At 64.1% G+C, this 24,532-nt stretch carries 27 protein-coding genes; 14 read left to right on the plus strand and 13 right to left on the minus strand.

Features of this window, described 5'->3' with window-relative positions; translation table 11 throughout:
• Positions 1-79: 79 nt before the first annotated feature.
• Positions 80-628, minus strand: a complete 549-nt coding sequence (locus Q8S60_RS16020) for a gamma-glutamylcyclotransferase (RefSeq protein ID WP_305274982.1) — start codon at positions 626-628, stop codon at positions 80-82.
• 88 nt (positions 629-716) lie between these two features.
• Here Q8S60_RS16020 and Q8S60_RS16025 point away from each other — a divergent pair, with 88 nt between their 5' ends.
• Positions 717-1,814: a DUF2125 domain-containing protein gene (locus Q8S60_RS16025; protein ID WP_305274984.1), complete on the plus strand. Its 1,098-nt coding sequence runs from the start codon at positions 717-719 to the stop codon at positions 1,812-1,814.
• Here Q8S60_RS16025 and Q8S60_RS16030 read toward each other — a convergent pair.
• The 3 genes from Q8S60_RS16030 to pheA are packed head-to-tail and all read right to left on the minus strand — an operon-like array spanning position 1,808 to position 4,762.
• Positions 1,808-2,767, minus strand: a complete 960-nt coding sequence (locus Q8S60_RS16030; protein WP_305274987.1) for a prephenate/arogenate dehydrogenase family protein — start codon at positions 2,765-2,767, stop codon at positions 1,808-1,810. The two genes, Q8S60_RS16025 and Q8S60_RS16030, sit on opposite strands and share 7 nt — an antisense overlap.
• Positions 2,764-3,870: a histidinol-phosphate transaminase gene (gene hisC / locus Q8S60_RS16035; RefSeq protein WP_305274989.1), complete on the minus strand. Its 1,107-nt coding sequence runs from the start codon at positions 3,868-3,870 to the stop codon at positions 2,764-2,766. Before hisC ends, Q8S60_RS16030 begins: the two co-directional genes overlap by 4 nt.
• Positions 3,871-3,874: 4 nt before the next feature.
• Positions 3,875-4,762, minus strand: coding sequence for a chorismate mutase (gene pheA, locus Q8S60_RS16040; protein WP_305274990.1), 888 nt, complete (start codon positions 4,760-4,762; stop codon positions 3,875-3,877).
• Positions 4,763-5,059: 297 nt separating this feature from the next.
• Here pheA and Q8S60_RS16045 point away from each other — a divergent pair, with 297 nt between their 5' ends.
• Together Q8S60_RS16045 and metW are read left to right on the plus strand one after the other, a co-directional pair.
• A complete protein-coding gene (locus Q8S60_RS16045; protein WP_305275120.1) occupies positions 5,060-6,169 on the plus strand; it encodes a homoserine O-acetyltransferase in 1,110 nt (369 codons plus the stop codon).
• Positions 6,166-6,792: a methionine biosynthesis protein MetW gene (gene metW, locus Q8S60_RS16050; protein WP_305274992.1), complete on the plus strand. Its 627-nt coding sequence runs from the start codon at positions 6,166-6,168 to the stop codon at positions 6,790-6,792. Before Q8S60_RS16045 ends, metW begins: the two co-directional genes overlap by 4 nt.
• Positions 6,793-6,799: 7 nt before the next feature.
• Here the strand turns inward: metW and Q8S60_RS16055 are convergent, their stop codons facing one another.
• The gene (locus tag Q8S60_RS16055; protein ID WP_305275121.1) at positions 6,800-7,552 is read right to left on the minus strand and encodes a class I SAM-dependent methyltransferase; all 753 of its coding nucleotides are present in this window, start codon (positions 7,550-7,552) and stop codon (positions 6,800-6,802) included.
• A gap of 151 nt (positions 7,553-7,703) precedes the next feature.
• Between Q8S60_RS16055 and gloB the strand changes: the two genes are divergently transcribed.
• The 4 genes from gloB to Q8S60_RS16075 all read left to right on the plus strand — a co-directional run bounded on the left by gloB (position 7,704) and on the right by Q8S60_RS16075 (position 10,585).
• Positions 7,704-8,474, plus strand: coding sequence for a hydroxyacylglutathione hydrolase (gene gloB, locus Q8S60_RS16060; RefSeq protein WP_305274994.1), 771 nt, complete (start codon positions 7,704-7,706; stop codon positions 8,472-8,474).
• Position 8,475: 1 nt separating this feature from the next.
• The gene (locus tag Q8S60_RS16065; RefSeq protein ID WP_305274995.1) at positions 8,476-8,913 is read left to right on the plus strand and encodes a cupin domain-containing protein; all 438 of its coding nucleotides are present in this window, start codon (positions 8,476-8,478) and stop codon (positions 8,911-8,913) included.
• Between the two features lie 67 nt (positions 8,914-8,980).
• Positions 8,981-9,937 carry a polysaccharide deacetylase family protein gene (locus tag Q8S60_RS16070; protein ID WP_305274997.1) on the plus strand — a complete coding sequence of 319 codons (957 nt, stop codon included), beginning with the start codon at positions 8,981-8,983 and terminating at the stop codon, positions 9,935-9,937.
• A gap of 9 nt (positions 9,938-9,946) precedes the next feature.
• Positions 9,947-10,585: a DUF882 domain-containing protein gene (locus tag Q8S60_RS16075; RefSeq protein WP_305274999.1), complete on the plus strand. Its 639-nt coding sequence runs from the start codon at positions 9,947-9,949 to the stop codon at positions 10,583-10,585.
• Positions 10,586-10,662: 77 nt separating this feature from the next.
• Here the strand turns inward: Q8S60_RS16075 and phbB are convergent, their stop codons facing one another.
• A complete protein-coding gene (gene phbB, locus Q8S60_RS16080) occupies positions 10,663-11,388 on the minus strand; it encodes an acetoacetyl-CoA reductase (RefSeq protein ID WP_305275000.1) in 726 nt (241 codons plus the stop codon).
• An 86-nt stretch (positions 11,389-11,474) separates the two neighbouring features.
• Complete coding sequence (locus tag Q8S60_RS16085) at positions 11,475-12,665, minus strand: acetyl-CoA C-acetyltransferase (protein WP_305275001.1); 1,191 nt, start codon at positions 12,663-12,665, stop codon at positions 11,475-11,477.
• 255 nt (positions 12,666-12,920) lie between these two features.
• On the opposite strand from Q8S60_RS16085, the gene phaR reads away from it, so the two are divergent.
• Entirely contained in the window at positions 12,921-13,547 is a 627-nt protein-coding gene (gene phaR, locus Q8S60_RS16090; RefSeq protein WP_305275002.1) for a polyhydroxyalkanoate synthesis repressor PhaR, read from the plus strand.
• A gap of 3 nt (positions 13,548-13,550) precedes the next feature.
• On the opposite strand, the gene Q8S60_RS16095 is transcribed toward phaR, so the two are convergent.
• The gene (locus tag Q8S60_RS16095) at positions 13,551-15,218 is read right to left on the minus strand and encodes a bifunctional diguanylate cyclase/phosphodiesterase (RefSeq protein ID WP_305275003.1); all 1,668 of its coding nucleotides are present in this window, start codon (positions 15,216-15,218) and stop codon (positions 13,551-13,553) included.
• 399 nt (positions 15,219-15,617) lie between these two features.
• Here Q8S60_RS16095 and Q8S60_RS16100 point away from each other — a divergent pair, with 399 nt between their 5' ends.
• Positions 15,618-15,956: a hypothetical protein gene (locus Q8S60_RS16100; RefSeq protein WP_305275004.1), complete on the plus strand. Its 339-nt coding sequence runs from the start codon at positions 15,618-15,620 to the stop codon at positions 15,954-15,956.
• Positions 15,957-15,958: 2 nt separating this feature from the next.
• Here the strand turns inward: Q8S60_RS16100 and ggt are convergent, their stop codons facing one another.
• The 4 genes from ggt to Q8S60_RS16120 are packed head-to-tail and all read right to left on the minus strand — an operon-like array spanning position 15,959 to position 19,597.
• Positions 15,959-17,548, minus strand: coding sequence for a gamma-glutamyltransferase (gene ggt / locus Q8S60_RS16105; protein ID WP_305275005.1), 1,590 nt, complete (start codon positions 17,546-17,548; stop codon positions 15,959-15,961).
• 7 nt (positions 17,549-17,555) lie between these two features.
• Positions 17,556-17,912 (minus strand): hypothetical protein, encoded by a 357-nt coding sequence (locus Q8S60_RS16110; RefSeq protein ID WP_305275006.1) that lies wholly within the window; start codon positions 17,910-17,912, stop codon positions 17,556-17,558.
• 8 nt (positions 17,913-17,920) lie between these two features.
• Positions 17,921-18,742 carry an enoyl-CoA hydratase/isomerase family protein gene (locus Q8S60_RS16115; protein WP_305275007.1) on the minus strand — a complete coding sequence of 274 codons (822 nt, stop codon included), beginning with the start codon at positions 18,740-18,742 and terminating at the stop codon, positions 17,921-17,923.
• 45 nt (positions 18,743-18,787) lie between these two features.
• Positions 18,788-19,597 carry an SDR family oxidoreductase gene (locus tag Q8S60_RS16120; protein WP_305275009.1) on the minus strand — a complete coding sequence of 270 codons (810 nt, stop codon included), beginning with the start codon at positions 19,595-19,597 and terminating at the stop codon, positions 18,788-18,790.
• Between the two features lie 237 nt (positions 19,598-19,834).
• Between Q8S60_RS16120 and Q8S60_RS16125 the strand changes: the two genes are divergently transcribed.
• The 4 genes from Q8S60_RS16125 to Q8S60_RS16140 are packed head-to-tail and all read left to right on the plus strand — an operon-like array spanning position 19,835 to position 23,826.
• Positions 19,835-20,923 carry an alpha/beta fold hydrolase gene (locus tag Q8S60_RS16125; RefSeq protein ID WP_305275010.1) on the plus strand — a complete coding sequence of 363 codons (1,089 nt, stop codon included), beginning with the start codon at positions 19,835-19,837 and terminating at the stop codon, positions 20,921-20,923.
• Entirely contained in the window at positions 20,877-22,385 is a 1,509-nt protein-coding gene (pabB, locus tag Q8S60_RS16130; protein ID WP_305668716.1) for an aminodeoxychorismate synthase component I, read from the plus strand. Before Q8S60_RS16125 ends, pabB begins: the two co-directional genes overlap by 47 nt.
• The gene (locus Q8S60_RS16135) at positions 22,382-22,981 is read left to right on the plus strand and encodes an aminodeoxychorismate/anthranilate synthase component II (RefSeq protein WP_305275013.1); all 600 of its coding nucleotides are present in this window, start codon (positions 22,382-22,384) and stop codon (positions 22,979-22,981) included. The genes pabB and Q8S60_RS16135 overlap by 4 nt, the downstream gene beginning before the upstream one ends.
• Complete coding sequence (locus Q8S60_RS16140) at positions 22,978-23,826, plus strand: aminotransferase class IV (protein WP_305275014.1); 849 nt, start codon at positions 22,978-22,980, stop codon at positions 23,824-23,826. The genes Q8S60_RS16135 and Q8S60_RS16140 overlap by 4 nt, the downstream gene beginning before the upstream one ends.
• A gap of 3 nt (positions 23,827-23,829) precedes the next feature.
• On the opposite strand, the gene Q8S60_RS16145 is transcribed toward Q8S60_RS16140, so the two are convergent.
• The gene (locus Q8S60_RS16145) at positions 23,830-24,222 is read right to left on the minus strand and encodes a hypothetical protein (RefSeq protein ID WP_305275016.1); all 393 of its coding nucleotides are present in this window, start codon (positions 24,220-24,222) and stop codon (positions 23,830-23,832) included.
• A 133-nt stretch (positions 24,223-24,355) separates the two neighbouring features.
• Between Q8S60_RS16145 and Q8S60_RS18980 the strand changes: the two genes are divergently transcribed.
• Positions 24,356-24,532, plus strand: a 177-nt coding sequence (locus Q8S60_RS18980) for a DUF2817 domain-containing protein (protein WP_371134394.1), incomplete at its 3' end; no start/stop codon positions are given.

Raw genomic sequence — 24,532 nt, forward strand, 5'->3', positions numbered from 1 at the left:
TTCTGGCTGGAGCCCGGGCTGAAGCTGACCAAGGCCCGCGAGCGCGCCGTGCTGCGCGCACTCGGCCATCTCGGCACGTTCACGCAGACGCCTGAGATCGATGCAGACGCTGCTCTACGGCGTGCCAAAGCCGGGTGAGGCCCTCATCCTTTAACCCCGCCTCATCGAGATGGCGCACCGTGCTTTCGAGATAGTCGGGGTTGAGCCCGGACCGCCCTTCCCCCTCCGCGATGAGACGCACCTGGTCCTCGAAGGCAAGACGGCCGGCATATTGGCCATGCGCGCGGTCGACGACGAAGCAAAGCGCCTCGACGCGGGTTCCATCGTCGACGAGCTCCACGGGCTTCACGACATCGCGGTAAACGAGCGTGACCTGCTCGCGCGCCTGCAGGTAACGCCGCGTCTCATCCGCGCGCGACGCCGCTACCCGAAAGGCGACGCCACGGCAGGAGCCTCCCGCATCGAGCCCGAAAACGAGACCCGGCTTTTCCGGCGTGCCGCGATGGACATGGCTGTAGACGCAGAAGGCGCGGTGATAACCGCGCAGCCGGGCGGGCCGGCGCTCCTCATGCTCGAAGCCCGGCCGCCACATGAGGGAGCCATATCCAAAAACCCACAAATCCTGCATGCTGTCTCTCTCGTTGCGCGGAGACTATAGAATTGTCGCGCGGCGCGATGCAAAGCGGCCTGACCAGGAATTTGTGAGTGCGAAGAGGATGACCGAACCGGTAACCGACATAAGACCGGCTCCGAAAAGACGCTGGGGGCTTTTCGTTCCGACCGTTGCGCTCCTGGCGCTCGTGGCGCTCTATTCCGTCTACTGGTTTACGGTGGCGGGAGAGGTACGCAAGGGTATCGAGGCCTTTGCCGCCCGCGGCGATCAGGGGCTGCTCGTAAGCTGGGGCGATCTCGCCATCAACGGTTATCCCTATCGCATCGAGGCCGATTTCAAGGACCCGGCCGTGAGCGCGCCCGGCGCGCCCGAAGCATGGGCATGGCGCGGCGCAGCGGGCGAATTCGCGCTGCTGCCCTACAATCTTCGTCACGTGATCGTCAATCTGCGGGGCGAACAGACATTCAGCTATCGCGACGTCACCGCCGCCGTACCGGCCCGCAACAAAGCGCGCGCGACGGCGGCGAAGGCATGGGGCAGCTATGTCGATGTGAAGGACGCACCGTTCGGCCGTATCGCCGTCGACGTGGAAGAGCTCGACGCACGGCACCATCGCGGCGGGGCGGGACTGAACGACCGGCTGACCGCCGCGCGCTTCCAGCTTCACACGCGGCCTGCCGAGGACGAAGCCGCCGGCCGGATAGCCGGCAGCTATGACGTCGCCGTGCAGGCCGACATGGTCTCGCTCGAAAGCGAGGAAAAGATCCTGGTGCTTGGACCAGCAATCGAGCAGATCGTGGCGCAGGCGCGGTTGCGCGACCTGCCGGCGACGCCCCATGTGAGCGTCATCGAACTGCTGCGCGAATGGCAGCGGACAGGCGGCACGCTCTCGATCTCGGACCTCATCGTGAAATGGGGACCGCTCGACCTCGCCGCTCATGGCGAATTGAAGCTCGACGCTCGGCATCGTCTGGAGGGACAGCTCGATGCGAAGGTTACCGACTTCGAAGGCCTTCTGAACGCGATGGTCCGCGACGGTCTCGTGCAGGAAAACGATGCGCGCGTGGCGCTGGCGGGGCTCGTGCTCGTGTCGCAGTTTCAGGGCAAACGGTCGAACGAAGTGCGGGTGCCCGTCATCATGCGCGAAGGCCTGCTCTATCTCGGGCCCCTCGCCGTCGCAAAGCTCGAACCGCTCTACTGAGCGCCATCCTCGTCCGCTGCTTTCGCATGGGTCGGGTTGCGGCCGAAATTCGGCGCGGCGATGTCCTGTCCGGCATCGATGATCGAACGGCGGATTGCCCGCGTGCGCGTGAAGAGATCGAACAGCGCATCGCCATCGCCCCAGCGGATCGCGCGCTGCAGGGCCGTCAGGTCCTCCGAGAACCGCCCCAGCATTTCCAGGATCGGCTCCTTGTTGTTGAGGCAGACGTCGCGCCACATGGTCGGGTCCGAGGCGGCAAGGCGCGTAAAGTCGCGGAAGCCGGAGGCGGAATACTTGATGACCTCCGACTGCGTCACCGTTTCGAGGTCGCTCGCGGTGCCGACGATGTTGTAGGCGATGATATGCGGCAGGTGGCTCACGATAGCGAGAACGAGATCGTGATGCCTCGGCTCCATCACATCGACCTTCGAACCGCAGGCCGTCCAGAAGGCACTGAGTTTTTCAAGTGCCTGCGGTTCCGTGCCGGGCACCGGCGTGAGAATGCACCAGCGGCCATCAAAGAGCTCGGCGAAGCCGGCATCCGGGCCGGATTCTTCCGTACCCGCGATCGGATGGCCGGGGATAAAGTGAACACCCTCCGGCACATGCGGACCGACATCGCGCACCACCGCCATCTTGACGGAGCCGACATCTGTCAGGATCGCGCCCTTTTTCAGCACGGGCTCGATTTCGGCGGCGACCGCACCCAGCGCCCCCACCGGGGTACAGATGACGACGAGGTCGGCATCCTTCACCGCTTCCGCCGCCGTCTCATGGACACTGTCGACGAAGCCGATTTCGAGCGCGCGAGCGCGCGTCGCGGAGGACCGCGCATAGCCGCTGACATGATCCGCGAGATGCCCGCGCCTGATCGCATGGCCGAGCGAGCCGCCGATGAGCCCGAGACCGATCAGCGCCACCTTGCCAAAACGGGGATCGGCCGGCGCGCTCATGACTTCTTCGCCTTGCCGAGAAATTCCGCGAGCGCGGCGACGACGAGGCGGTTTGCCTCTTCGCTGCCGACGGTGAGACGCAGACAGTCGGGCAAGCCGTAGGACGCCACCGAGCGCAGGATAAGCCCGCGTTTCATGAGGAACGCGTCGGCGTCCCGCGCTGTCTTTCCCTTTTCAGACGGAAACCGGATCAACAGGAAGTTCGCGACGCTCGAGGGAACCTCGAGCCCGAGCTTCGAAATTTCTTCCGTGAGCCAGGACAGCCACTTGTCGTTATGGGTACGCGCCGCGTCGACATGGGCGGTATCGCGAATGGCGGCGATGCCGGCCTGAAGTGCCGGAACGGAAACGTTGAACGGGCCCCTGATCCGGTTCACGACATCGACGACATGGGCAGGCGCATACATCCACCCGAGCCGAAGCGCGGCCAGCCCGTAGATCTTCGAGAAGGTGCGCGTCATCACGACATTCTCGGAAGTGGCCACGAGTTCGATGCCTGCTTCGTAGTCGTTGCGGCTCACATATTCGCTGTAGGCGGCGTCGATAATGAACAGAATATCGGGCCGCAATCCGGCATGGAGACGGCGCACCTCCTCCGCCGGGAGATAGCTGCCCGTCGGGTTGTTCGGATTGGCGAGGAAGACGATCTTCGTCTTCGGCGTGACGGCGGCAAGGATCGCATCGACATCGGCATGGAGGTTCTTCTCCTTCACGATGACGGGGGCCGCACCCGCCGCCTTGGTAACGATCGGGTAGAGGAGAAAACCATGCTCCGTTGCTATCGCCTCGTTGCCTTCGCCGAGATAAGCCTGCGCAAGAAGCTGCAGCAACTCGCCGGAGCCGGAGCCGCAGACGATCCGCTCTGCATTGAGCCCGTAACGCCCGGCAATGGCCTCGCGGAGTTCACTCGCGCCGCCATCGGGATAAAGCTCGAGGCTTTCACCCGCGGAAGCAAAAGCTTTCCTGGCATGCGGACTCGGTCCCATCGGAGATTCATTAGCCGACAGCTTGTAGACCTTGCCGGTACCTTCCGCACTCGCGCGGCCACCGACATAAGCCTCGATTTCCAGAATGCCCGGCTGGGGCTGAGGACGTGTGGTCATTGCCTTATTCGCCATCCGTTGCGCGCCTGAGCGGATTCGAATAGCCGCCGATGAGCCGGGCTTCCGTGACCGGCCCCGTCTCGAGAGCGGCGAGCCGCTCGTCGTCCTCGGCGATATGGAGCGGGAGCGAAAGCAGATAGATGTGTTTGGCGGTGCCATCCGAGAGTTTCGCATCCGCGATCCGGCGGCCTTCGAGCCCAACGGCTTTGACGAGCGCCACCACCCGGGTGTCGCTCAGGCTTTCGGCGGCAGAAATTGCGAGCAGGCTGGTATCGTCGCCGGTCGGCTCGAAGTCCGCCTGCGCCACGACGAGGGCGCGTGTATCGTCATCGCTCTCCGCGACGTCGATGAAAGGCAGGCGCGCCACAACGCGCGCGCCGGGCGCAAGCGCCACCCACCAGTCGCCGGCCGCATAGGAGCCCGGCTCCGGCAGAATGCCGATGGCGGAGCGGTCTTGACCGATGCGGCGCAGGACATCGCGGGCATTGTCGTGCAGCTCCATCGGCGTCGAGGAACCGTAATAGCTGCGCGCAAGATCCCAGAAGCCGAGCGCGCTGCCGCTCTGACCACCGAAGACGTCGACCCGGAAAGGCCCCTGGATGCGCGTCATGGCCGCAATGATCTCGCGCCAGAGCCGGAAAAGAACCCGGACGGGCAGACGGCCCCGGTGACGCTCTGCGAGGCGCCTGAGAACCTGGGCCTCGCGTGCCGGCCGGAAGGCGATGAAACTGCCTTCGCCCGCCGCACTCGCCGCCCGCGCCTTCGCCTCGGCGACCTCGACCACCAGTTCCGTCCGCTTCATCAGCAGATCGTGGAGCGCGTCGTCGAGCGCGTCGATTTCCTTGCGGACCTCGGCAAGCGCTTTCTCGGGGCTGGTCGTCTGGATCGTCATTCTGGCTACTCGGCGGGGAAAAAGGCTCGCGGAGGGGCCCCTCTCCCCGGCCCGCAAGAGCGGTATTCATACGAGGGCAACCTGCTAAAATCAAAGAAAACATTGACATTTTGGGGGGTGCATCCCTAGCTATGCACCCCGTTCGGCAGGGGCTGGAAAGCCGGTTTCGGCAGCGCCTGAGCCACAAAACAGCGCAGAGGCGCAATGAACACCATCGAGAAGGCCGGAGGCCAGCCTGGCCCCGGCCCCGACAGCGCAGGAGACGACGGCGACAGGGTCAGGGCGCGGAGCGCGACCATGTCCTTCGGGCCGGACGAACCGCTCGCCCTCGATTCAGGCGTCAGCCTGAGCCCCTTTACCATCGCCTATGAGACCTACGGCACGCTCAATGCCGACCGGTCGAATGCGGTGCTGATCTGCCATGCCCTGACGCTCGACCAGTACGCCGCGAGCCTTCATCCCCTTACCGGCAAGCCGGGCTGGTGGCCTTTCATGGTCGGGCCGGGGCTTCCCATCGACACCGACCGCTTCTTCGTCATCTGCCAGAACGTCGTCGGCGGATGCATGGGCACGACCGGACCGAAGGACGTAGACCCGAAAACCGGCAAACCCTACGGGCTCAATTTTCCCGTCATCACCATCGGCGACATGGTGCGTGCGCAGGCGATGCTGCTCGACAAGCTCGGCATCGGCGATCTTTTCTGCGTCATCGGCGGCTCCATGGGCGGCATGCAGGTGCTGCAATGGGCGGCGGCCTATCCCGACCGCGTCTTCTCCGCGATCCCTATCGCGACCGCCGCGCGCCATTCGGCGCAGAACATCGCCTTCCACGAAGTCGGCCGGCAGGCGATCATGGCCGACCCGGAATGGAAGCAAGGCGCCTATCTTTCGCACGGCACGACGCCCGGCAAGGGCCTCGCGGTCGCACGCATGGCCGCGCACATCACCTATTTGTCGGAGACGGCGCTGCACCGGAAGTTCGGCCGCAACCTGCAGGACCGCGACAGCGTCACCTACGGTTTCGACGCGGATTTCCAGATCGAAAGCTATTTGCGCCATCAGGGCTCGACCTTCGTCGACCGCTTCGATGCGAACTCCTATCTCTACCTCACGCGCGCGATGGACTATTTCGATCTCGCGGCCGACTACGGTGGCGTCCTCGCCAATGCCTTCAGGGGTACGAAATCGCGCTTCTGCGTGGTTTCCTTCACGAGCGACTGGCTGTTTCCGACATCGGACAACAGACAGATCGTCCATGCGCTGAACGCGGTTGCGGCGAATGTGAGCTTCGTCGAGATCAGGACGGACAAGGGCCATGACGCCTTCCTGCTCGACGAGCCGGAAATGTTCGCGACGCTGCGCGGCTTCATCGACAGTGTCGCGCGCACCCGAGGTCTCGCCGAATGAGCAATGGAAACGGCCAGATCGCATCCCGCGTCGATCTAGACCTGATCGCGCAGATGATAGCGCCGGGCAGCCGCGTGCTCGATGTCGGCTGCGGCGACGGCGACCTGCTGGCGCTGCTCCAGAGCAAGAAGAATGTCGATGGACGCGGTGTCGAACTGAGCCAGGAAGGCGTGAACGCCTGCGTCGCGCGTGGCTTGTCCGTCGTACAGGGCGACGCCGACACGGACCTGGCGAATTATCCCGACGGCGCTTTCGATTATGTGATCCTGAGCCAGACGATCCAGGCGACGCGCAATCCCAAGGAAGTCATGCGCGCGATGAAGCGCATCGGACGCTGCGTGGTCGTGTCGTTCCCGAATTTCGGCCATTGGCGTGTCCGGCTGAAGCTCCTTTTCACCGGACGCATGCCGGAGACGCGCTCTCTCGGCTATTCCTGGTACGACACGCCCAACATCCATCTGTGCACGCTGCTCGATTTCGCCAGCCTCTGCGAGGAACTGGGCCTGAAGATCGAGGACGCAGTGACGGTGACGGGAGACAAGGCACGGCGGATTTCAAGGCCGGGCGCCATCGCCAATCTGCTGGCAAGCGAAGCCGTGTTCCTGCTGTCGCGACGGGGCTGATCCGCCCTCAGCCTTCCTCGTTCCCCGATATCATGGAGCGCGCGGGTGCCGGCAGAGGCGCAATCGCGCGGACGCGGGCCTTCACCTTGCCGGTAACGGGAAGCGGCGTCGCCGCATAAATCTGCTTCGTCGCCTCGACGAGAATGACGCCCGAGAAGCGCGGCCAGAGCATCTGTCCCACGCGCTCCCATGCCGCGGCCGAACGGAGCAGCGGCCGCCAGTCGAACGGCGGCGCGAATAGCGCCACCTCCCATGCGGACGGGCTGAACATGGACTCGCGGAGAAGCTGCGTGAGCTGCACCCGCGAAAAAGGCTGGCCATGACCGAACGGCGTCGCCTCACGCCGTGCCCACAGGCCGCGCCGGTTCGGCACCACGATGATGACGCGGCCGCCCGGAGCGAGCACGCGCCATATCTGGCGAAGCATGCCACGCATGGATTCGCTGGCTTCGAGACCGTGGACGACGAGCACGCGGTCCATGCTTTCGTCCTCGAGTGGTAATTCACGCTCATCCACGAGGCCGGTGAGCGATTTGCCGTCCGCCGGCCAGTGCAGCACGCCCTGCCGGGCGGGCATGAGCCCGATCACACGCTGCGCCTCACCCAGAAACGGCGGCAGATAAGGCGTCGCAAAGCCGAGACCGAGGACATTGAGGCCACGAACATCCGCCCAGACCTGCCGGACGCGGCGCGAAATATGGTATTGCGCGACCCGCCCCAGCGGCCGGCCGTAAAAATCGCGTAGATCGATCACATCCATTTGCATGGGCAGCAGTCTATCAAATTACCGTTCGACGCGCCGGGTTCACGCCGGGGCCCAAGCGCACTACCTTGAAGGGCAAGGCTACACCGGATCGCGCTAACAGGGTGGAAACGCCGCCCCTCGGCGGCGTCCCGCGGAGGAAAATCATATGACCAGGCTCCAGATTCACCAGTTTCCCTGTCTGAGCGACAATTACGGCTATCTCGTCCATGAACCCTCATCCGGAGCGACGGCCGCCATCGACACGCCGGAGGTAAAGCCGATCCTCGCCGCGCTTGAAGAGAAGGGCTGGAAGCTCACCCATATCCTGAACACGCATCATCATTTCGACCATGCCGGCGGCAATGCGGAGCTGAAGGAAAAAACCGGCTGCACGGTGATCGGCCCGAAAGGCGAAAAGGACCTTATCCCCGGCATCGACCGCGCGGTCGGCGAAGGCGACATCGTGGAGCTCGGCGCCGCGCGGGCGCGGATAATCGAGGTACCCGGACACACCCGCGGTCACATCGCCTACAGTTTCGATGAGGACCATGTCGCCTTTGTCGGCGACACGCTGTTCGCACTCGGCTGCGGCCGCTTATTCGAGGGCACGGCGCAGCAGATGTGGACGTCGCTTGGCAAGCTGATGGCCCTGCCCGACGACACGGTCGTCTATTGCGCACATGAGTATACGCAGTCGAATGCGCGCTTCGCGCTCTCGGTCGAACCGCAGAACGCGGCGCTCGTCGCCCGCGCGAAGGACATCGATGCGAAGCGGGCACGCGGCGAATGGACGGTTCCGACGACCATCGGCCTCGAGAAGGCGACAAACCCGTTTCTTCGTGCCGCGAGCGCCGATCTGCGCCAGACGATCGGACTTTTGGCTGCCGCCGATGTCGACGTATTCGCCGAGACCCGCAAGCGGAAGGACAATTTCTGACATGGCCCTGGTTACCGGCCTCGACGCCGACGGGATCATCGAACTGCTCGACCTGAAACCGCATCCGGAAGGCGGCCATTTCGCCGAGACCTTCCGCGACCCGGCGGGCGGAACCCGCGCACATTCGACGGCAATCTATTACCTGCTGAGGGAAGGCGAACGCTCGCACTGGCACCGCGTGGACGCCGCCGAAATCTGGCACTGGTACGCAGGCGGCCCGCTTGCTCTTTCATTTTATGAAGAGGGACGGAACCCGGAAACGCGATTGCTCGGCCAGAACCTCGACGCAGGCGAGCGGCCGCAACTTGTCGTGCCCTCCGGGGTCTGGCAGGCGGCGGCGCCCGTCGGCCTCTGGACGCTGGTCGGCTGCACGGTGGCGCCCGGCTTCGAGTTCGGCGGCTTCGAGATGGCCGAACCGGACTGGCATCCCGGCAGTTAACCTCATTCCATTTTGATCCCGGTCTGTTGCGGCTTTGCGCTGGTCGCGGGCTGCGGCAAGATTAGGCTTGGCACGGGATGCCGCGAGCGGCGCGCCGTTCGAAACGGGGGATTTCAAAGTGAAGCTCGGCCTGATTGCCGTCGCCATTGTCGCCGCTCTGTCTTGCACCGCCGGCTCCGCGCTGGCTGCAACCGGCGCCTGTCAGACCGATCCCGCAGGACCGGCCGAAACGCCGGTCGTCTTCGTGCCCACGGAGGGCGGCCCCGCCTATGGAGGGATGCAGTATCCTCGTGCGGTGGGCCTCGGACCGAAGCAGGTGGCCCTCACCTTCGACGACGGCCCTGACCCCGAGACCACGCGGCGCGTTCTCGACATTCTGGACCGCCATTGCGTGAAAGCGGCCTTCTTCATGGTCGGCATCTACGCGGAGAGGCATCCGGACATCGTGCGCGAAGTGGCGGCGCGCGGACACACCATCGGCACGCATACATGGTCCCATCCCAACAATCTGCGGCATTTTTCGCTGACGCAGGCGCAGCGCGAGATCAGGCGCGGCTTCACCGCCGTGGAAGCCGCCCTCGCCCGCGCGCCGGAGGAAGACCTGGACAGGCTCGCACCCTTCTTCCGCTTTCCCGGTCTCAACGACAGCAAGGCGCTCATCGAATGGCTGGGCGAGCGCAACGTGGCGACTTTCTCCTGCGAGTTCGGGGCCGACGACTGGAAATCCATCAGCTCGGCGCAAGTCCGTATCCGCGCCCTCAGCAACATCGCATCCGTAGGGCGAGGCGTGCTGATCCTCCATGACACCAAGCCCCGGACAGCCGACATGCTTTCGGATTTCATCGTCGCAATGCGGCAGCAGGGCTACAGTTTCGCGCAGCTCGCGCCGCAGGCGGGTGCCGGAGAACTGGCCGCCGCTGTTCGCGACCCGTTGATCGGGCCGGTCCGGCGGGCCGACGCCGCTTCCGCCCTCATCGGCACCATCATCGAGCCGTCACTTGAGCCCGCGAGCGCCCTCCGCTAGCCTTTGCCCATGACCAAACGCTCCGCACCGAGATTGCTTGCCCCGACCCGCCGCGACGTCCTCGCGCTGGGCGCGGGCGCCGCCGTCCTTCTCGCCGCGCCGTCCATCCTGCGGGCAGATACGCCCTACAAGCGCTCGCTCCGGATGCAGAGCCTGAACTCCGGGGAGAGACTCGACCTCGTCTATTGGGCCGATGGCGACTATCTGCCGGACGCGCTGAAACGCGTCGACTGGTTCATGCGCGACCTGCGCGAAAACAAATCCGCGCCTACGGACCCGCGCCTGCTCGATCTTCTCTGGGAAATCGACCAGAACACACGCTCGAAAAATCCGATCTACACCATGTCGGGGTACCGCACGGAAAAGACCAATGCCTGGCTCGACGCACGCGGCAACGGCGTCGATCCCGGCAGCTTCCACATGCGAGGCATGGCCATGGACATCACTCAGGACTTCCTCGATCCGGAGGAGGTCTACCGGGTCGCGAAGAAGCTCGGGCGCGGCGGCGCGGGCTTCTATCCGACGAAAACACCTTATGCCCATGTCGATGTCGGACCGGTCGATGCATGGGTTTACCCGGCACCGGGACGCCCCGGCCGCGACAAGGAGTATGACGAGCTGGTGGCAGAGAAAACCAGCACCGGCTGAGAATGCCTTGCCTTGATGCCGAACATGAAAAAGGCCGGTCGAAGGACCGGCCTTTCCGTTTTCGAAGCAGCTGAAGATCAGCCCGCGATATATTGCGCGCCGTTGACGGTGATGGTTGCGCCGGTGACGAAGCACGCATTGTCGTCGGCGAGAAACTTCACGCAATGCGCGATCTCCTCGCTCTTGCCGAGGCGGCCGACAGGAATTGTCGCGATGATGCTCTCAAGTACCTTTTCGGGCACGGCGGCGACCATGTCCGTGTCGACATAGCCGGGCGCAATGCAATTGACGGTCACGCCCTTCTTCGCCACTTCCTGCGCCAGTGCCTTGGTAAAGCCGATCACACCGGCCTTGGCCGCCGAATAATTCGTCTGGCCCATCTGGCCCTTCTGGCCGTTGATCGACGAGATATTGATGATGCGCCCGAAACCCCGATCGCGCATGCCGGCGATCAACGGCTGGCACATGTTGAACATGGAATCGAGATCGACGCTCATGACTTCGCGCCACTGCGCCGGCGTCATCTTGTGGAGCATGCCGTCGCGGGTTATCCCCGCATTGTTGACGAGCACATCGACAGGGCCGAGATCGGCCTCGACCGCGGCAATGCCTTTCACACAAGCGTCATAGTCGCCGACATTCCATTTGTAACTTTTGATGCCGGTTTCCTTGGTGAAGGCGGCGGCCGCCGCGTCATTGCCCGCATAATTCGCGGCCACGGTGTAGCCCGCATCGCGGAGTGCCAGCGAAATCGCATGGCCGATGCCTCGCGTACCGCCGGTCACAAGCGCTACTTTGCTCATTGTCGAGTATCCCTGTCCTGAAAAGTCAGCATTCCGCGCGGCTCCGCAATCACCGTCGCGCCCTTTCTATATTTCGCGAGCCCGCGTCAGTCCCGCTCTACGCACATGGCAATGCCCATGCCACCGCCGATGCAGAGCGTGGCGAGCCCCTTCTTCGCATTGCGCTTTTCCATCTCGTGGAGAAGCGTCACGAAAACGCGGGCGCCGGATGCGCCGATCGGATGGCCGATGGCGATGGCGCCACCATTGACGTTGACGATGTCGGGGTTCCAGCCGAGATCCTTGTTGACGGCGAGCGCCTGCGCGGCGAACGCCTCGTTCGCTTCCACCAGATCGAGATCGTCGATCGTCCAGCCGGCGCGCTTGAGGGCTGCGCGCGACGCCGGGATCGGCCCCGTTCCCATGACGGCCGGATCGACGCCCGCATGGGCCCAGGAAACGATGCGGCCCAGCACCTTGCGACCTTCCTTCGCCGCCCGATCGGCGCCCATCAGCACGACGGCGGCTGCACCGTCATTGATGCCGGAAGCATTGGCCGCCGTAACCGTGCCGCCGTCTTTCTGGAAGGCAGGCTTCAGGCCCTTGATGCCGTCGAGCGTTACGCCCGACTTGATGTATTCGTCGATGTCGATGACGGTGTCGCCCTTGCGGCCCTTGATCGTGACGGCGGCGATCTCGTCCTTGAACTTGCCGGCTTTCTGGGCGGCCTCGGCCTTGTTTTGCGAGGCGACGGCAAAAGCGTCCTGCTCGTCGCGCGTCAACTGCCAGCGGGCGGCGACGTTCTCGGCCGTCTGGCCCATGTGATAACCGTTGAAGGCGTCCCAGAGGCCGTCCTTGATCATCGTATCGACGAAATCGAGCGAGCCCATCTTCTGGCCCATGCGCAGATAGGCGGAGTGCTGCGCCTGGCTCATGCTCTCCTGCCCGCCCGCAACCACGATCTCGCTGTCGCCATTCACGATGGCCTGATAGCCGAGCGCCACGGCACGCAGGCCCGACCCGCAAAGCTGGTTCACGCTCCAGGCCGGAACCTCCACCGGAAGCCCGGCATTGACGGAGGCCTGCCGCGCCGGGTTCTGTCCCTGGCCCGCCTGCAGGATCTGGCCCATGACGACTTCCGATACCTCGGCCTTGTCGATCCCGGCCCGCTCGATGGCGGCGGAAATGGCCACCCGTCCGAGTTCATGCGCGGGAAGGCTGGACAGGGTGCCGTTGAACGCCCCCACAGGCGTGCGCGCCGCGCCGACAATAACCACTTCGGTACCGGATTTGCTCATGGCTTGCTCCCTGGAACCGGCCCGACGGGCCGCATGATTGTAAACCCGCATCCACGGTGTCCCCGTCCGGCCCGGGCCGGCGGACTCGCGGTCGCCTTTTTCTGTGCATCGCAATGCGGGACTTGCGCGCCGCAACAATACCGCGTCACAATGTCAAAAGACAGGGGGCAAGGGGTCCCTGCGGCATCTAGTGCCGTAACCGGAAAAATGCGGGCCCCGATGCAGCAACATCGCAAGCGAGAGATTGGGACAGCCGTGGCAAAAAAGACTTCATCCACGGACGATGACGTCATCGTTATCAAGAAATACGCGAACCGCCGACTCTACAACACGGCCACATCGAGTTATGTGACACTCGATCATCTCTGCGAGATGGTGAAGCAGGCCAAGGAATTCGTGGTCCGCGACGCAAAGACGGGCGAGGACATCACCCGCTCCGTGCTGACGCAGATCATTTTCGAGGAAGAAGGCAAAGGCCAGAACCTTCTGCCGATCAATTTCCTCAGGCAGTTGATCCGCTTCTACGGCGACAGCCTGCAGAGCTTTATCCCCTCCTATCTCGAAATGAGCATGAACAGCTTTTCCAAGGAGCAGGAAAAGCTGCGTAACCGCGTGACGAATGTGCTGGGGGGGCGTGAGCGGCTGACCCAGTTCGAGGATCAGATCCGTCACAATCTTGAAATGTTCGACAACGCCATGCGCATGTTCACGCCCTTCGGCAGGGCGGGCGCCTCGGCGACGACCCGCGACGCCAAGGACGCCGGCAAGAGCGAAAAGCAGCCGGAAACGCCGGAAGCCGAAACGCGCGACAGCGAACTCGACGATCTCAAGCGTCAGATCGCCCGGATGCAGGCGCAGCTCGAAGCGCTCTCCAAGAAATAGCCGTCAGGCGACCGTGCGGTCGGCGGCAAAAATGCCGGCCGCGGGCGGCAGGCTCATGCGCGGTTCGCCGAGATAGAAGCCCTGCAGATATTCCACGCCGAGGTTTCTCAGCATCACGACCTCTTCCTCGTTGCTCACCCATTCCGCGACCGTGGGCAGGTTGAAGTTTCGAGCGAGGTCCACCAGCGTGCGGACGAAAAACTGATTGTCCGGATTGGTCGCAAGATCGATGACGAAGGAACCGTCGATTTTCACGAGATCGACGTCGAGCGTCTTCAGGTTGCGGAACGAGGTATAGCCCGCACCGAAATCGTCGATGGCGATCTGACATCCGAGTTCGCGGAATGTAGCCACGAATTCGGAGAGTTCCGACGCTTCGTGAATAGCGACGGTTTCCGTGATTTCGATGACAAGCCTTTCGGCGAGGCTCCTGTCCATGTTGAGATGCGCCGCCAGCGTGTCGCGCCAAAGCCGGTCGCCCGTCGTGCGGCCGGACACATTGAGCGAGAGCTTTACATCCGGGCGCATGCGAAGCGTCTCGACGGCGAGCTCCATGACCCGGTAGTCGATCAAACCGATCAGACCCAGCTTTTCCGCCACGGGGACAAAATGCCCGGCAGCGACAATGGTGCCGTCCGGCTGCTCCATGCGTACCAGGCACTCATACATCATGGCATCGCAGGTGGTTGAATCGACGATCGGCTGATAGGCGATACGAATACGCTTGTCGTTGAGGGCGGTGATAAGTTCGTCGGCAACGTTGATATTGCGAAGCCGCGTCTTCTCGCGTTCGCGCGAGGGCGCATAAACGACATGGCTGTCGCGGAGCCGCTGCTTGGCCGACACCAGCGCTTCTTCGGCGCGCGCCAGAGCCTGATCGACACTCGACGCATGACCGGGAAGCGCGATCGATCCGGCCGATACCGTCACGGCGACGGGTCCGCGCGTGGTCATCACGACCTTGTCACGAACTTCCGCAAGCAGCCGATCGCAGACGGCGCTGAGCCTTTCCTCGTTGCAGTTCGGCAGAACCAGGCCGAATTTGTTGCCGGCATAGCGGCCGAGCGAGTCCCCACGACGCGCAAGACCGCGCAGCCTCTCTCCGACGCAAACAATGACCTCGTCCGCAACGTCGAAGCCGAAGGCATCGTTTATAAGCGCGAGATTGTCCACGGCGACCAGCAGGAAGGCCGAGTTTTGCCGTCCGCGCTGCGACGCGATCATGGCGTCGGTGAGCGCTTCCTTGAGACGAACACGGTTCAGGAGGCCTGTGAGTTCGTCATAGGTCGACAGACGCACGAGCTCCGCATCGCGCTTGTGACGTTCGTCGACGGCGCGCAGCACACCGACCGCGAAGGCAGGCGCGCCGTCGGGTCCGCCAAACCAGCGGCCACGGTCCTCGACCCAGCGCATACCGCCGAAATCGTCGCGTATCTGGTATTCGAGTTCGTAGGGAACACCCGCGCCGGTATCGCTTTCTCGCGAACGGCAAATGCTTTCGTATCGGCTCGGACCGTCGGTCACGAGGCGCGAGATAAAATCCCTGTGCGTGGATATCTTCGCGATTTCGGAAATACCGAGGAGAAGTTCGGAGCCAGGGCCCCAGTGCAGGGTGTCGTCGTCGATCGACCAGCGATATGCGGCATCGCCGACCGCCGCCACCGCATTCATCAACAGATCGTCTGCCTGCGCTCCCGTTGGGCTAAATTCGTACGTCCCACCGACTCTGCGCGCATCCTGCGTCTTCGAGTCCACAACACCGCTCCTGCCGTAATCGCATTACTCAGGCACTTGCCCATTGGCGGACACTTCTGCGTCCGTTGTGGCGATAATCGCGGGGCAGCCGTTAAAATTTAGAGAAGCGGCATAACGACTAAAGCTTTAATAAATCACGTTAATTTCCCTTTTTGTCCCGAACTGGAACGGGCGACGTAAACGACGGCCTGCAATCGCGGCGCGATTCATGGCAGGTTTCTTGCGTTCATCGCTTCAGGCAGAAACACGCCGAGCGGAAATCCCCGCAACGGGACAAGGCCGCGATACCTTGAGATTAAAGTTAAGCGGAACTGAATGTCCGGGATCGAACGCATAAGAGGAACGCAGCGGGCTTTGCCGGGACCTTCCCGGCGAGCGGAAGAAACGCCGCGCGCCACGCGCATCGAACCCGCGCCGCTGCCGCAACGCGAAACAGCAGGCCGCGCCGCACTAAGCAACGCATATCCGATGGACACGCGCCCGGTCGCCGCCTTTCTCGCGCAATATGTCGATCAGCACTGGCCGTGGCAGCGTTCGCCTGCCAGAAAAGCCGAGGAACGCCGCCGCGCGACGAGCGCCTATATCGGCGCCGACATGTTGCCGGACCTTCTGGCGGAAACCCTCCGCACAGGCCGTCACGACCGCAAGCTCTGAACTCAGTAGCCGACCGCCGCGCCGTCCTTGCGCGGATCGGAGCCGCCCGTCAGCGTGCCCCGCTCATGGTCGATCACGATGGCCTGGCCGCCGCCATGCGGCAGGAACGTATCCCTGATCTCGTGGCCGCGCGCGAGCAGGCCCTCGCGGGCCGACGCCGAAACCGTGTGCTCCATGTCGAGCCAGTTCGCACCGGGAAACGCGCGCGGACTGTCGAGCGCTTCCTGCACGTCCATGCCGTAATCCAGCATGTTCGTGACGAGATAGACATGGCCGACCGCCTGATAGGCCCCGCCCATGACGCCGAACGGCATGACGGCGCGGCCGTTCTCCACCATCATGCCCGGAATGATCGTATGAAGTGGCCGCTTGCCGCCCTCGACGCAGTTCGGATGCCTCTCCTGCATGACAAAGCCCGAACCTCTGTTCTGGAACATGACGCCGGAGCCCGGCGCGAGGATGCCGCTGCCGAAGCCGAAGAAAAGAGAATTGATGAAGGAAACGGCGTTGCGATCCTTGTCGACCACGGTGAGGTAGACCGTATCGCGATTGAGCGGGTCGCGCAGCGCACTGAGGTCGGCGATCCGCCGGTCGGGATCGATGCGCGCGGCAAGCTCGGCCGCCAGCCGCTCCGAGAGAAGATGATCGACCGGCACGTCGCGAATTGCCGGATCGGCGACATACTTGTCCCGCATATCGTAGGCAAGGCGCGCGGCTTCCATGTCGTAGTGGAACCGCAACGCACCCCTGGGATCGAGCCCGTCGAGACCCGTGCGCGAAAGGATGTTCAGCATCAGGAGCGCCGTAATGCCCTGTCCGTTCGGCGGAATTTCGTAGATGTCGCGGCCGCGATAGCTGGTCTTGATCGGCGTCACATAGTCCGATTTCGTCGCAGCGAAATCTTCCGTCGTGTGAAAGCCGCCAAGCGCGTTGAGCTTTTTCACCATGTCCTCGGCGAGCGCGCCCTCGTAAAAGGCATCGCGGCCCTTCTCGCCGATGAGACGAAGCGTCTTTGCCAGAACCGGCAGACGGAACTTGTCCCCGGCCGCCGGCGTCTTGCCGTCGACCGTGTATTGCGCGAGGGCGTCGGCATCGTTCGCGATGTGACCCTTGAGGAAACCCCATTCAAGCGAGATGCGCGGCGCGACGGCGAACCCTTCCTCGGCAAGACGGATCGCGGGTTCGAACACGCGGCCGAGTTCCATCGTGCCATGATCGGCGATAAGCCGCGCCCATGCATCGATGGCCCCTGGCACGGTGACGGAATGGACGCTGTTGAGCGTCAGCGCCTCCACACCCGCCGATTTCAGCTTTTCGAGGGAAATCGCTTTCGGCGAGCGGCCCGAGCCGTTGAGGCCGACGATATCCCCGCTCCCCTTCCTGGACAGGAGGACGAAGCAATCGCCACCGATGCCGGTGTTGTAAGGTTCGACGACGCAGAGAACCGCGCTTGCGGCAATCGCGGCATCGACCGCATTGCCACCCGCCCGCAATATCGAGATGGCCGCTTCCGCCGCCAAAGGCTGCGACGTGGCGCACATGCCGTTGACGCTGTGGACGGTGGACCGGCCAGGCAGGTGGAAATCGCGCATCGGAACCTCAACTGTTACGGGTAGCGAGGATGAGCGACTGAAGATCGGCAATCGCCCGCTCGATCTTCACAAGCCGCGCATCCATCTCTTCCAGTTTCCTCATGATGGCGGCATCGCCCGCACCCGCCCGTGCTTCATGGGGCGCGGGCGTCGCGATGCCGGCGCGGGTCACCACCTCCGCCGCAGGAGCGCCGAGAAGGCGGGCGAGCATGGTCACCTCGTTGGGTGACAGCTCGCGCTGGTCCTTCCAGATTTCATCGACCTCGCCGCGCGTCAGGCGAAGCGCCGCCGCCACGTCGTCGCGCGTCTGGCCAGATGCCTTCAGTTTCGTGTCGAACCATTCCTGATCGAAAAAGAGCGCCATGCCGTCCCTCAGCGTCCCTTGAAGACCGGCGCACGCTTTTCGAGAAAGCTCTGCACGCCTTCCCGATGATCCTCCGTTTCGAAGAGCTTGCCCAGCGTGCCGCTGACCCAACCGCCGATTTCCCGCAGATCGCCATAGGAGGTGCGGCGCAGCCCTTCCTTCATGTAGCGCAGCGCCAGCGGCGCATTGACGGCGATCCGCCCCGCCATGGCGAAAGCCTGCTCCATCAACCGTTCATGCGGCACGACCTCGGTGACAAGCCCGATGCGCGCCGCCTCCGCCGCGTCGATGACATCGCCCGTGAACAGAAGCTCCGCCGCCTTGGCCGGTCCGACAATGGCGGGCAGCCGCCAGAGACCGCCCACATCGGTGATAAGTCCGCGCTTGATGAAAATCTCGCCGAATTTCGCATGCTCGGACGCGATACGGATATCCGCGAACAGCGTGAGTTCCATGCCCCAGCCGACGGCGGCGCCATTGACGGCGGCGATCACCGGCTTGTCGCATTCGAGCGCGGCGACGGCGGCGGGTGTCGGTTCCGGCCTGACGGCGGTGAGACGCTGGACGCTCTTGCCATGCTCCTCGCCCGTCATCATTTCCTTCACGTCCTCGCCCGAGCAGAAGGCGGGGTCGGATCCCGTGACGATGACGCAGCGGACTTCGGGATCGGCCGAAGCGGCGCGGAACGCCGCTTCCACCTCGTCATAGGCGCGCCGGTTGAGCGCGTTCCGCCGCTCGGGCCGGTTGATCGTGATGAGAGCGACGCGATCGCGCACCTCGTAGAGAACGCATTCGAACGCCGCCGGGGATATCTTCTCCGCTTTCGCCATCCCGTTTCTCCTCCCTTGTTTTTCTCGCACGAGCCGATACGCCGGTTACGCCGGCTTGAAATCGCCCAGTGCGTCCGCGCCTGCATCGCCGAGTTTCGAACCACCGTCGCAATCGACGATGGTGCCGGTGATGTATTTGGCATTATCCGTGGAAAGGAACAGCGCCGTGTCGCCGATATCGGTTTTGGTGCCGTAGTCGCGAAGCGCGATGCGGGACTTGATCGCCTTCTCCATTTCCGGCGTCGGCGCAAGACGCACCATGCCTTCGGTATCCGCGATGGGGCCCGGGGATATCGCGTTGACGCGCACGCCTGCCGGTCCCCACTCCATCGCGAGGCACTTGGTCAGCATGTTGATGCCGGCCTTCGCGGCGCAGACATGCGCCTGAAAGAGCGACGGATTGACCGCCTGCGGCGCGGTGATGGAGATGAGCGAGGCGCCGGGCCGCGTCAGATACTGGAAGGAAGCGCGCAGCACATTGAATGTGCCGATAAGGTCGATGTCGACCACGGTCTTGAACCCGTTGGACGACATGCCGAGCGCGGGCGCCACGAAATTGCCCGCCGCGCCGGAAATCACGATGTCGAAATTGCCGAACCGGTCATGGGCCTGTTTCATCGCCGTATCGACCGAATTGAAGTCGCGCACATCGGCAGCCATGCCGATGGCTTCGAAACCTTCGTCGCTGATCGTCCTGGCCGCCGCCGTGATCTTCTCATGGCTGCGACTGATGAGCGCGATCTTTGCGCCAGCACGGGCAAAATGCTGCGCAATGCCGAGATTGATGCCGCTCGACGCGCCGGCCACGAAGGCGGTCTTGCCCGCAAGCACCTGATCCTTGAAAGCACTGGTCATATCGGTCTCCCTGAAGTCCCCTCGATTGTCATCGGCGGCGCGCGAGGGACGGGCGGCAGCCTGCCGTTTCGACCGCATCAAGCCTGCATTTCCGCCGACCTGCAACCCTGCGGCGGCGCGCGAGAGGCATTTGTAGACACTCCGCCAACACACTAGACTGCGGCCTCGCCGGCCTTCCGCAAGGGCAGCCGGGATTAGCGCTGAGCGCGGACAGATAACGGGACGAACGGTGAAAGCATGATGGCGGTTCTGAAGGGCGTTGGGATACTCGCGGCGGCGCTGCTTCTCATCATGCTGGTGAGCTTCTGGGCAGCCGGTCGCGCACGGCCCGTGCTCGACGAGGCCGCGCGCGCGGCGCTGACGGCACAGGGCGCCGCCTACAGCTTTATCGAAATCGAGGGCGGCACTGTCCATTACCGCCTCGAAGGACCGGCGGACGCACCGCTTGTCGTGCTCGTCCACGGCTTCTCGACGCCCTCCTTCGTCTGGAACGATTATTTCAAGCCGTTGACGGAGGCCGGCTACCGCGTGCTTGCTTATGACAATTTCGGGCGCGGGCTTTCCGACCGTCCGCGCGCGGTCTATGACGCGGAGCTTCTGGACCGGCAGCTCGCCGGCCTGCTCGACGCGCTCAAGATCGACAGGCGCGTCGATCTCGTCGGCTATTCGATGGGCGGCGCCATCGCGACCATCTTCACGGCGCGGCACACCGACCGTGTGCGTTCGCTGACGCTGATCGCGCCGGCGGGCCTCGGCGTGGCGCTGAGCGACGGCGCCGACACGCTGAAACGGCCGCTCATGGGCGACTGGATCGTCCGGCTGTTCGGCACCCGGCTTTTCTACAGTGCCGCCGCGGAGGAAGCGAAGAGCGCGCCGAACCCGGGCGCCTTCCTCGAAGGCTTCAACCGGCAGCTCGAATATCGCGGCTATGGCGACGCCCTGCTCTCGACCATGAGGCATTACCCTCTGGCGGCCTCGGAAGCCTCCTTCGCCGATGTCGGCCGCTCCCAGGTGCCGGTGCTGGTGATTTGGGGCGAGGCCGACCAGACGGTGCCCTATGTATATTCGACGCGGCTCATGGAGCTGATGCCGGAGGCGCAGCTTCGCTCCTACCCCGCCGCCGGGCATAACATCACCTTCGCGCAGCCCGAACTCGTGAGCGGCCTCATCAAGGACTTCCTGCGCGTGCAGGATGTCAAAGTCACATCGGCCGGCGCGGGCGGAAAACCGCGCGGACCGCTTGCCCGCCTCGAGCCGCGGCAATGCGGCAGTTGCGCCCATGACGCGCCGGACGGCGAAACAGGGATCGAGCCGCCGTCGAATTGAAGACCGCCCGACAGGAAAGTTGCAGCAGGTGAACGAACCGCTCGTGGCAGAGATCGGATGGGCCGAGCCGCATGAACTCTTTCATGGACTGGCGGCGGACCCCTTCGCGCTTTTCCTCGACAGCGCGACCGCAGGACCCGACCGCGATCCTCAGCTGCATGGCGGCTGGAGCTTCATCGCCTTCGATCCCTTCGACCGGCTGGTCCTGCGCACAAGCGATACGGCGAAGCCTTTCGGCACGCTGAAGGCGAAGCTTGCCGCGCTGCCGGCGTTGACTCCTTCGGTGCTGACGCCCTTTGCCGGCGGCGCGGCCGGATTTTTCGGCTATGGCCTCGGCCGCACGCTGGAGCGGCTGCCGCCCGAGGATAAACCCTTCGCCACAGACGACCAGCATCTGCCGGACATGGCGCTCGGCTTCTACGACGCTGTGCTCGCCTTCGACATGCGGGCGCGGCGCGCTTTCATCGTATCGACGGGGCTGCCCGAACATGATCCGGACAACCGCGCCGCGCGGGCGGCAAAGCGTCTCGCCGATATGCGGGACCGCGTGGAAAATCTGCCGCGCATCCGCCGGACGGCACATAGGGGCGCGCCGGACATCGTTTCGAATTTCACCCGCGCGGCTTACGAGCGCGCGGTGGCGCGCGTCATCGACTACATCCATGCCGGGGATATCTTCCAGGCAAACCTCTCGCAACGCTTCGAGACGCGGCTGGCGCCGGACGACGACGCCTATGCGCTCTATCTGCGGCTGCGCGCGGCGAGCCCGGCGCCCTTTTCGTCCTTTTTCAATTTCGGCGAGGGAGCCATTGTCTCCTCCTCGCCGGAACGCTTCCTCGCCTGTCGCGGCGGCGCCGTCGAAACGAAGCCGATCAAGGGAACGCGTCCGCGCGGACGCTCGCCCGAGGAAGACCGCCGCATGGCGGACGAACTGCTGCACTCCGAAAAGGATCGCGCCGAGAATGTGATGATCGTCGATCTCCTGCGGAACGACATATCGCGCGTCTGCGCGGATCATTCCGTGGCCGTGGAGAAACTTTGCGAACTCGAAAGCTTCGCCAATGTCCATCACCTCGTGTCGACGGTGCGGGGACAACTGCGTGAAGGCGAGACCGCCGCCGATCTCCTCGCCGCTTGTTTCCCGGGCGGCTCGGTGACCGGCGCGCCGAAGCGCCGCGCCATGGAAATCATCGCCGAACTCGAACCGACGACGCGCGGACCCTATTGCGGCGCCATCGGCTATCTGGGCGCCGACGGCGGCATGGATACGTCCATCGCGATCCGCACCATGGTTGTGGCGGGAGACCGCATCACCTTTCAGGCAGGCGGCGGTATCGTCTCGGACTCGCACCCCGCCGCCGAATATGAGGAAACGCTGGCAAAGGCACGCGACATGCGCCGCGCCCTTGGCGGAGAGACGGAGAAAGCGGAACCGCTCACCCTGTCGGGGACGCACGCATGATCCTCGTCATCGATAATTTCGACAGCTTCGTCCACAACCTCGCGCGCTACATAGGCGAACTCGGTTTCGAGCGGCGGACGATCCGCACCGACGAGATTGGCGTGGCGGAGGCGCTGGCGCTGAAGCCCGAGGCGATCGTTCTGTCTCCCGGGCCCTGCGGACCGGACGAGGCGGGAATTTCCGTTCCGCTCGTCAAGGCGGCGGCCGAACATGGCATTCCGCTTCTCGGTGTCTGTCTCGGCCATCAGGCGGTCGCCGCAGCCTTCGGCGGCCGCATCCTGCGTGCGCCGACACCCGTGCACGGCAAACCGTCTCGCATTCTTCACGAGGGCGGGGATATCTTCAGCGAGTTGCCGAACCCTTTCGTCGCCGGCCGCTATCATTCGCTGGTCGCCGAACTCGCCAAAGGCGGGCCGTTGCGCGAAACCGCGCGAACGGAAGACGGCATCCTCATGGCGCTGGCGCATGAAAGCCTGCCGATCTTCGGCGTGCAGTTTCATCCCGAGTCGGTGCTGACCGAACACGGCCATCTTTTGCTGGCAAATTTCCTGAGGCTCGCGGGGGCGACATCCGGCCAGACGAGGCGCACCGCATGAAAATATGGCTCAACGGCATCATTGTGGACGCAGGCGAGGCGCGTATCGACCCCACGGACCGGGGATTTCTGCTCGGCGACGGGCTCTTCGAAACCATGCTCGCGCGCAACGGACATATTTCGTTTTTCGACGAACATCTGTTGCGGCTTGTGAGCGCCGCGGATGTGATGGGTATCGAGATGCCCGTCGGGCCCGTGCATGTCGAGGAGGCCTGTCTTGAACTGCTGGAAGCAAACGGGCTCGACGGGGCGGCGCGCGCTTCGCTGCGGCTGACGCTGACGCGCGGGCCGGGTCCCCGCGGCCTCGCCGTTCCCGAACAAAGCTCGCCGACCGTGCTCATCTCCTGCGCGGCGGCGCCGAGCCCACCCGAACGCCTCAGCGCCATCGTCGCCACGCCGCGGCGCAATCCCTGGTCGCCCTCGTCGCGGCTGAAGGCGCTGCCCTACCTCGACAATGTGCTGGCGAAGGAAGAAGCGCGCATGAAGGGCGCCGACGAGGCGCTGATGCTGGAGACGAGCGGCTGCCTTGCCTGCGCGAGCGCGGCGAACCTGTTTCTGTGGGAAGGAGAGCGCCTCGTCACACCATCCGAGCTGTGCGGCATCCTGCCGGGCATAACCCGGGCCGCGCTGCTGGAACTCGCGCCCGACATGGGGATAGAGGTGAGCGAGGACGAGATCGCGCCGGCGCGGCTCGCTCACATATCCGGCGCGTTTCTGACCAACAGCCTGATCGGGCTGGTGCCCCTGTCGCGGATCGACGGACGGAATATCCCCGCCCATCCGATGACCGCCCGCCTCGCCGCGGCATACGAGTTGTTGCTCGATGCCGCGGACGAGAACGACTGAGCGTTATTCGCCGACCGTGAAGTCGCGCCGCGCCGCCGTGATGGTGACGGTGAAGCCGGCGATGACGTCGAAAAGCGCCAGCATGACCAGCATGAAGAAGGTCGAGGTGCCGAACTGCGGCAGCACGATGAACTGCACCAGTGCGATCAGCAGCACGAGCATGGAAAGCGCGTGATTGACGATGGTGGAGGCGCCGGTGCGGGTGGCGCTGATCAGTTCGAAGAAAAGCAGCATAAATCCCATAAACAGGATCGCGTCGCCGATGGTAACCGTCCACATCGCCCCGGAGATGAGAGTGACGGTCGTGATCTGCGTATCCATCGTCGCACCGGTCAGGTAGACGATGATGTTGTATGCGATGATGACGAGAGCCATCAGCGGCAACGTGCCTAGCATGTCAAATCCCTCTTTTTGCCCATAAGCCGGCCTCTTCGTTTCACTCTAGCACAATATCCCCGGTCAGAACCGCCCTTGGCCCGCGAATCCCGTCAGGATTGGATGACAGACAGGACCTGGGGGAGAGCCGACGATGAGCGATGCCGCGAGATATTTTTCGAAAAGCTACGCCGAGGCGAGGGCGAGGTTCCTCGATGCCGCCCGCGCGGCGGGGGCGGCCGTTAACCATCGCGAGCACCCGCTGAAGGGACCGGACGGCGGACAGCTGGCGACCGATGTCGCGCGGCTCGGGCCGAAGGATGCGCTATTT

The sequence above is a fragment of the Parvibaculum sp. genome, assembly GCF_030694575.1.
Taxonomy (GTDB): domain Bacteria; phylum Pseudomonadota; class Alphaproteobacteria; order Parvibaculales; family Parvibaculaceae; genus Parvibaculum.

Coding starts and splice junctions, on each gene's coding strand:
- pheA (WP_305274990.1), bottom strand. CDS start 4,762: ATGACGATCCAGACGACCAGCCCCGAGAAAGCGCTTGCCGAGGTCCGC.
- Q8S60_RS16115 (WP_305275007.1), bottom strand. CDS start 18,742: ATGGCGAAAGCGGAGAAGATATCCCCGGCGGCGTTCGAATGCGTTCTC.
- pabB (WP_305668716.1), top strand. CDS start 20,877: ATGACGCGCCGGACGGCGAAACAGGGATCGAGCCGCCGTCGAATTGAA.
- Q8S60_RS16025 (WP_305274984.1), top strand. CDS start 717: ATGACCGAACCGGTAACCGACATAAGACCGGCTCCGAAAAGACGCTGG.
- ggt (WP_305275005.1), bottom strand. CDS start 17,548: ATGCGCGATTTCCACCTGCCTGGCCGGTCCACCGTCCACAGCGTCAAC.
- Q8S60_RS16110 (WP_305275006.1), bottom strand. CDS start 17,912: ATGGCGCTCTTTTTCGATCAGGAATGGTTCGACACGAAACTGAAGGCA.
- gloB (WP_305274994.1), top strand. CDS start 7,704: ATGACCAGGCTCCAGATTCACCAGTTTCCCTGTCTGAGCGACAATTAC.
- Q8S60_RS16085 (WP_305275001.1), bottom strand. CDS start 12,665: ATGAGCAAATCCGGTACCGAAGTGGTTATTGTCGGCGCGGCGCGCACG.
- Q8S60_RS16030 (WP_305274987.1), bottom strand. CDS start 2,767: ATGAGCGCGCCGGCCGATCCCCGTTTTGGCAAGGTGGCGCTGATCGGT.
- Q8S60_RS16120 (WP_305275009.1), bottom strand. CDS start 19,597: ATGACCAGTGCTTTCAAGGATCAGGTGCTTGCGGGCAAGACCGCCTTC.
- Q8S60_RS16100 (WP_305275004.1), top strand. CDS start 15,618: ATGTCCGGGATCGAACGCATAAGAGGAACGCAGCGGGCTTTGCCGGGA.
- Q8S60_RS16055 (WP_305275121.1), bottom strand. CDS start 7,552: ATGGATGTGATCGATCTACGCGATTTTTACGGCCGGCCGCTGGGGCGG.
- Q8S60_RS16045 (WP_305275120.1), top strand. CDS start 5,060: ATGTCCTTCGGGCCGGACGAACCGCTCGCCCTCGATTCAGGCGTCAGC.
- metW (WP_305274992.1), top strand. CDS start 6,166: ATGAGCAATGGAAACGGCCAGATCGCATCCCGCGTCGATCTAGACCTG.
- Q8S60_RS16145 (WP_305275016.1), bottom strand. CDS start 24,222: ATGCTAGGCACGTTGCCGCTGATGGCTCTCGTCATCATCGCATACAAC.
- Q8S60_RS16140 (WP_305275014.1), top strand. CDS start 22,978: ATGAAAATATGGCTCAACGGCATCATTGTGGACGCAGGCGAGGCGCGT.
- Q8S60_RS16095 (WP_305275003.1), bottom strand. CDS start 15,218: ATGAATGCGGTGGCGGCGGTCGGCGATGCCGCATATCGCTGGTCGATC.
- Q8S60_RS16135 (WP_305275013.1), top strand. CDS start 22,382: ATGATCCTCGTCATCGATAATTTCGACAGCTTCGTCCACAACCTCGCG.
- Q8S60_RS16075 (WP_305274999.1), top strand. CDS start 9,947: ATGACCAAACGCTCCGCACCGAGATTGCTTGCCCCGACCCGCCGCGAC.
- hisC (WP_305274989.1), bottom strand. CDS start 3,870: ATGACCACACGTCCTCAGCCCCAGCCGGGCATTCTGGAAATCGAGGCT.
- Q8S60_RS16065 (WP_305274995.1), top strand. CDS start 8,476: ATGGCCCTGGTTACCGGCCTCGACGCCGACGGGATCATCGAACTGCTC.
- Q8S60_RS16125 (WP_305275010.1), top strand. CDS start 19,835: ATGATGGCGGTTCTGAAGGGCGTTGGGATACTCGCGGCGGCGCTGCTT.
- phbB (WP_305275000.1), bottom strand. CDS start 11,388: ATGAGCAAAGTAGCGCTTGTGACCGGCGGTACGCGAGGCATCGGCCAT.
- Q8S60_RS16020 (WP_305274982.1), bottom strand. CDS start 628: ATGCAGGATTTGTGGGTTTTTGGATATGGCTCCCTCATGTGGCGGCCG.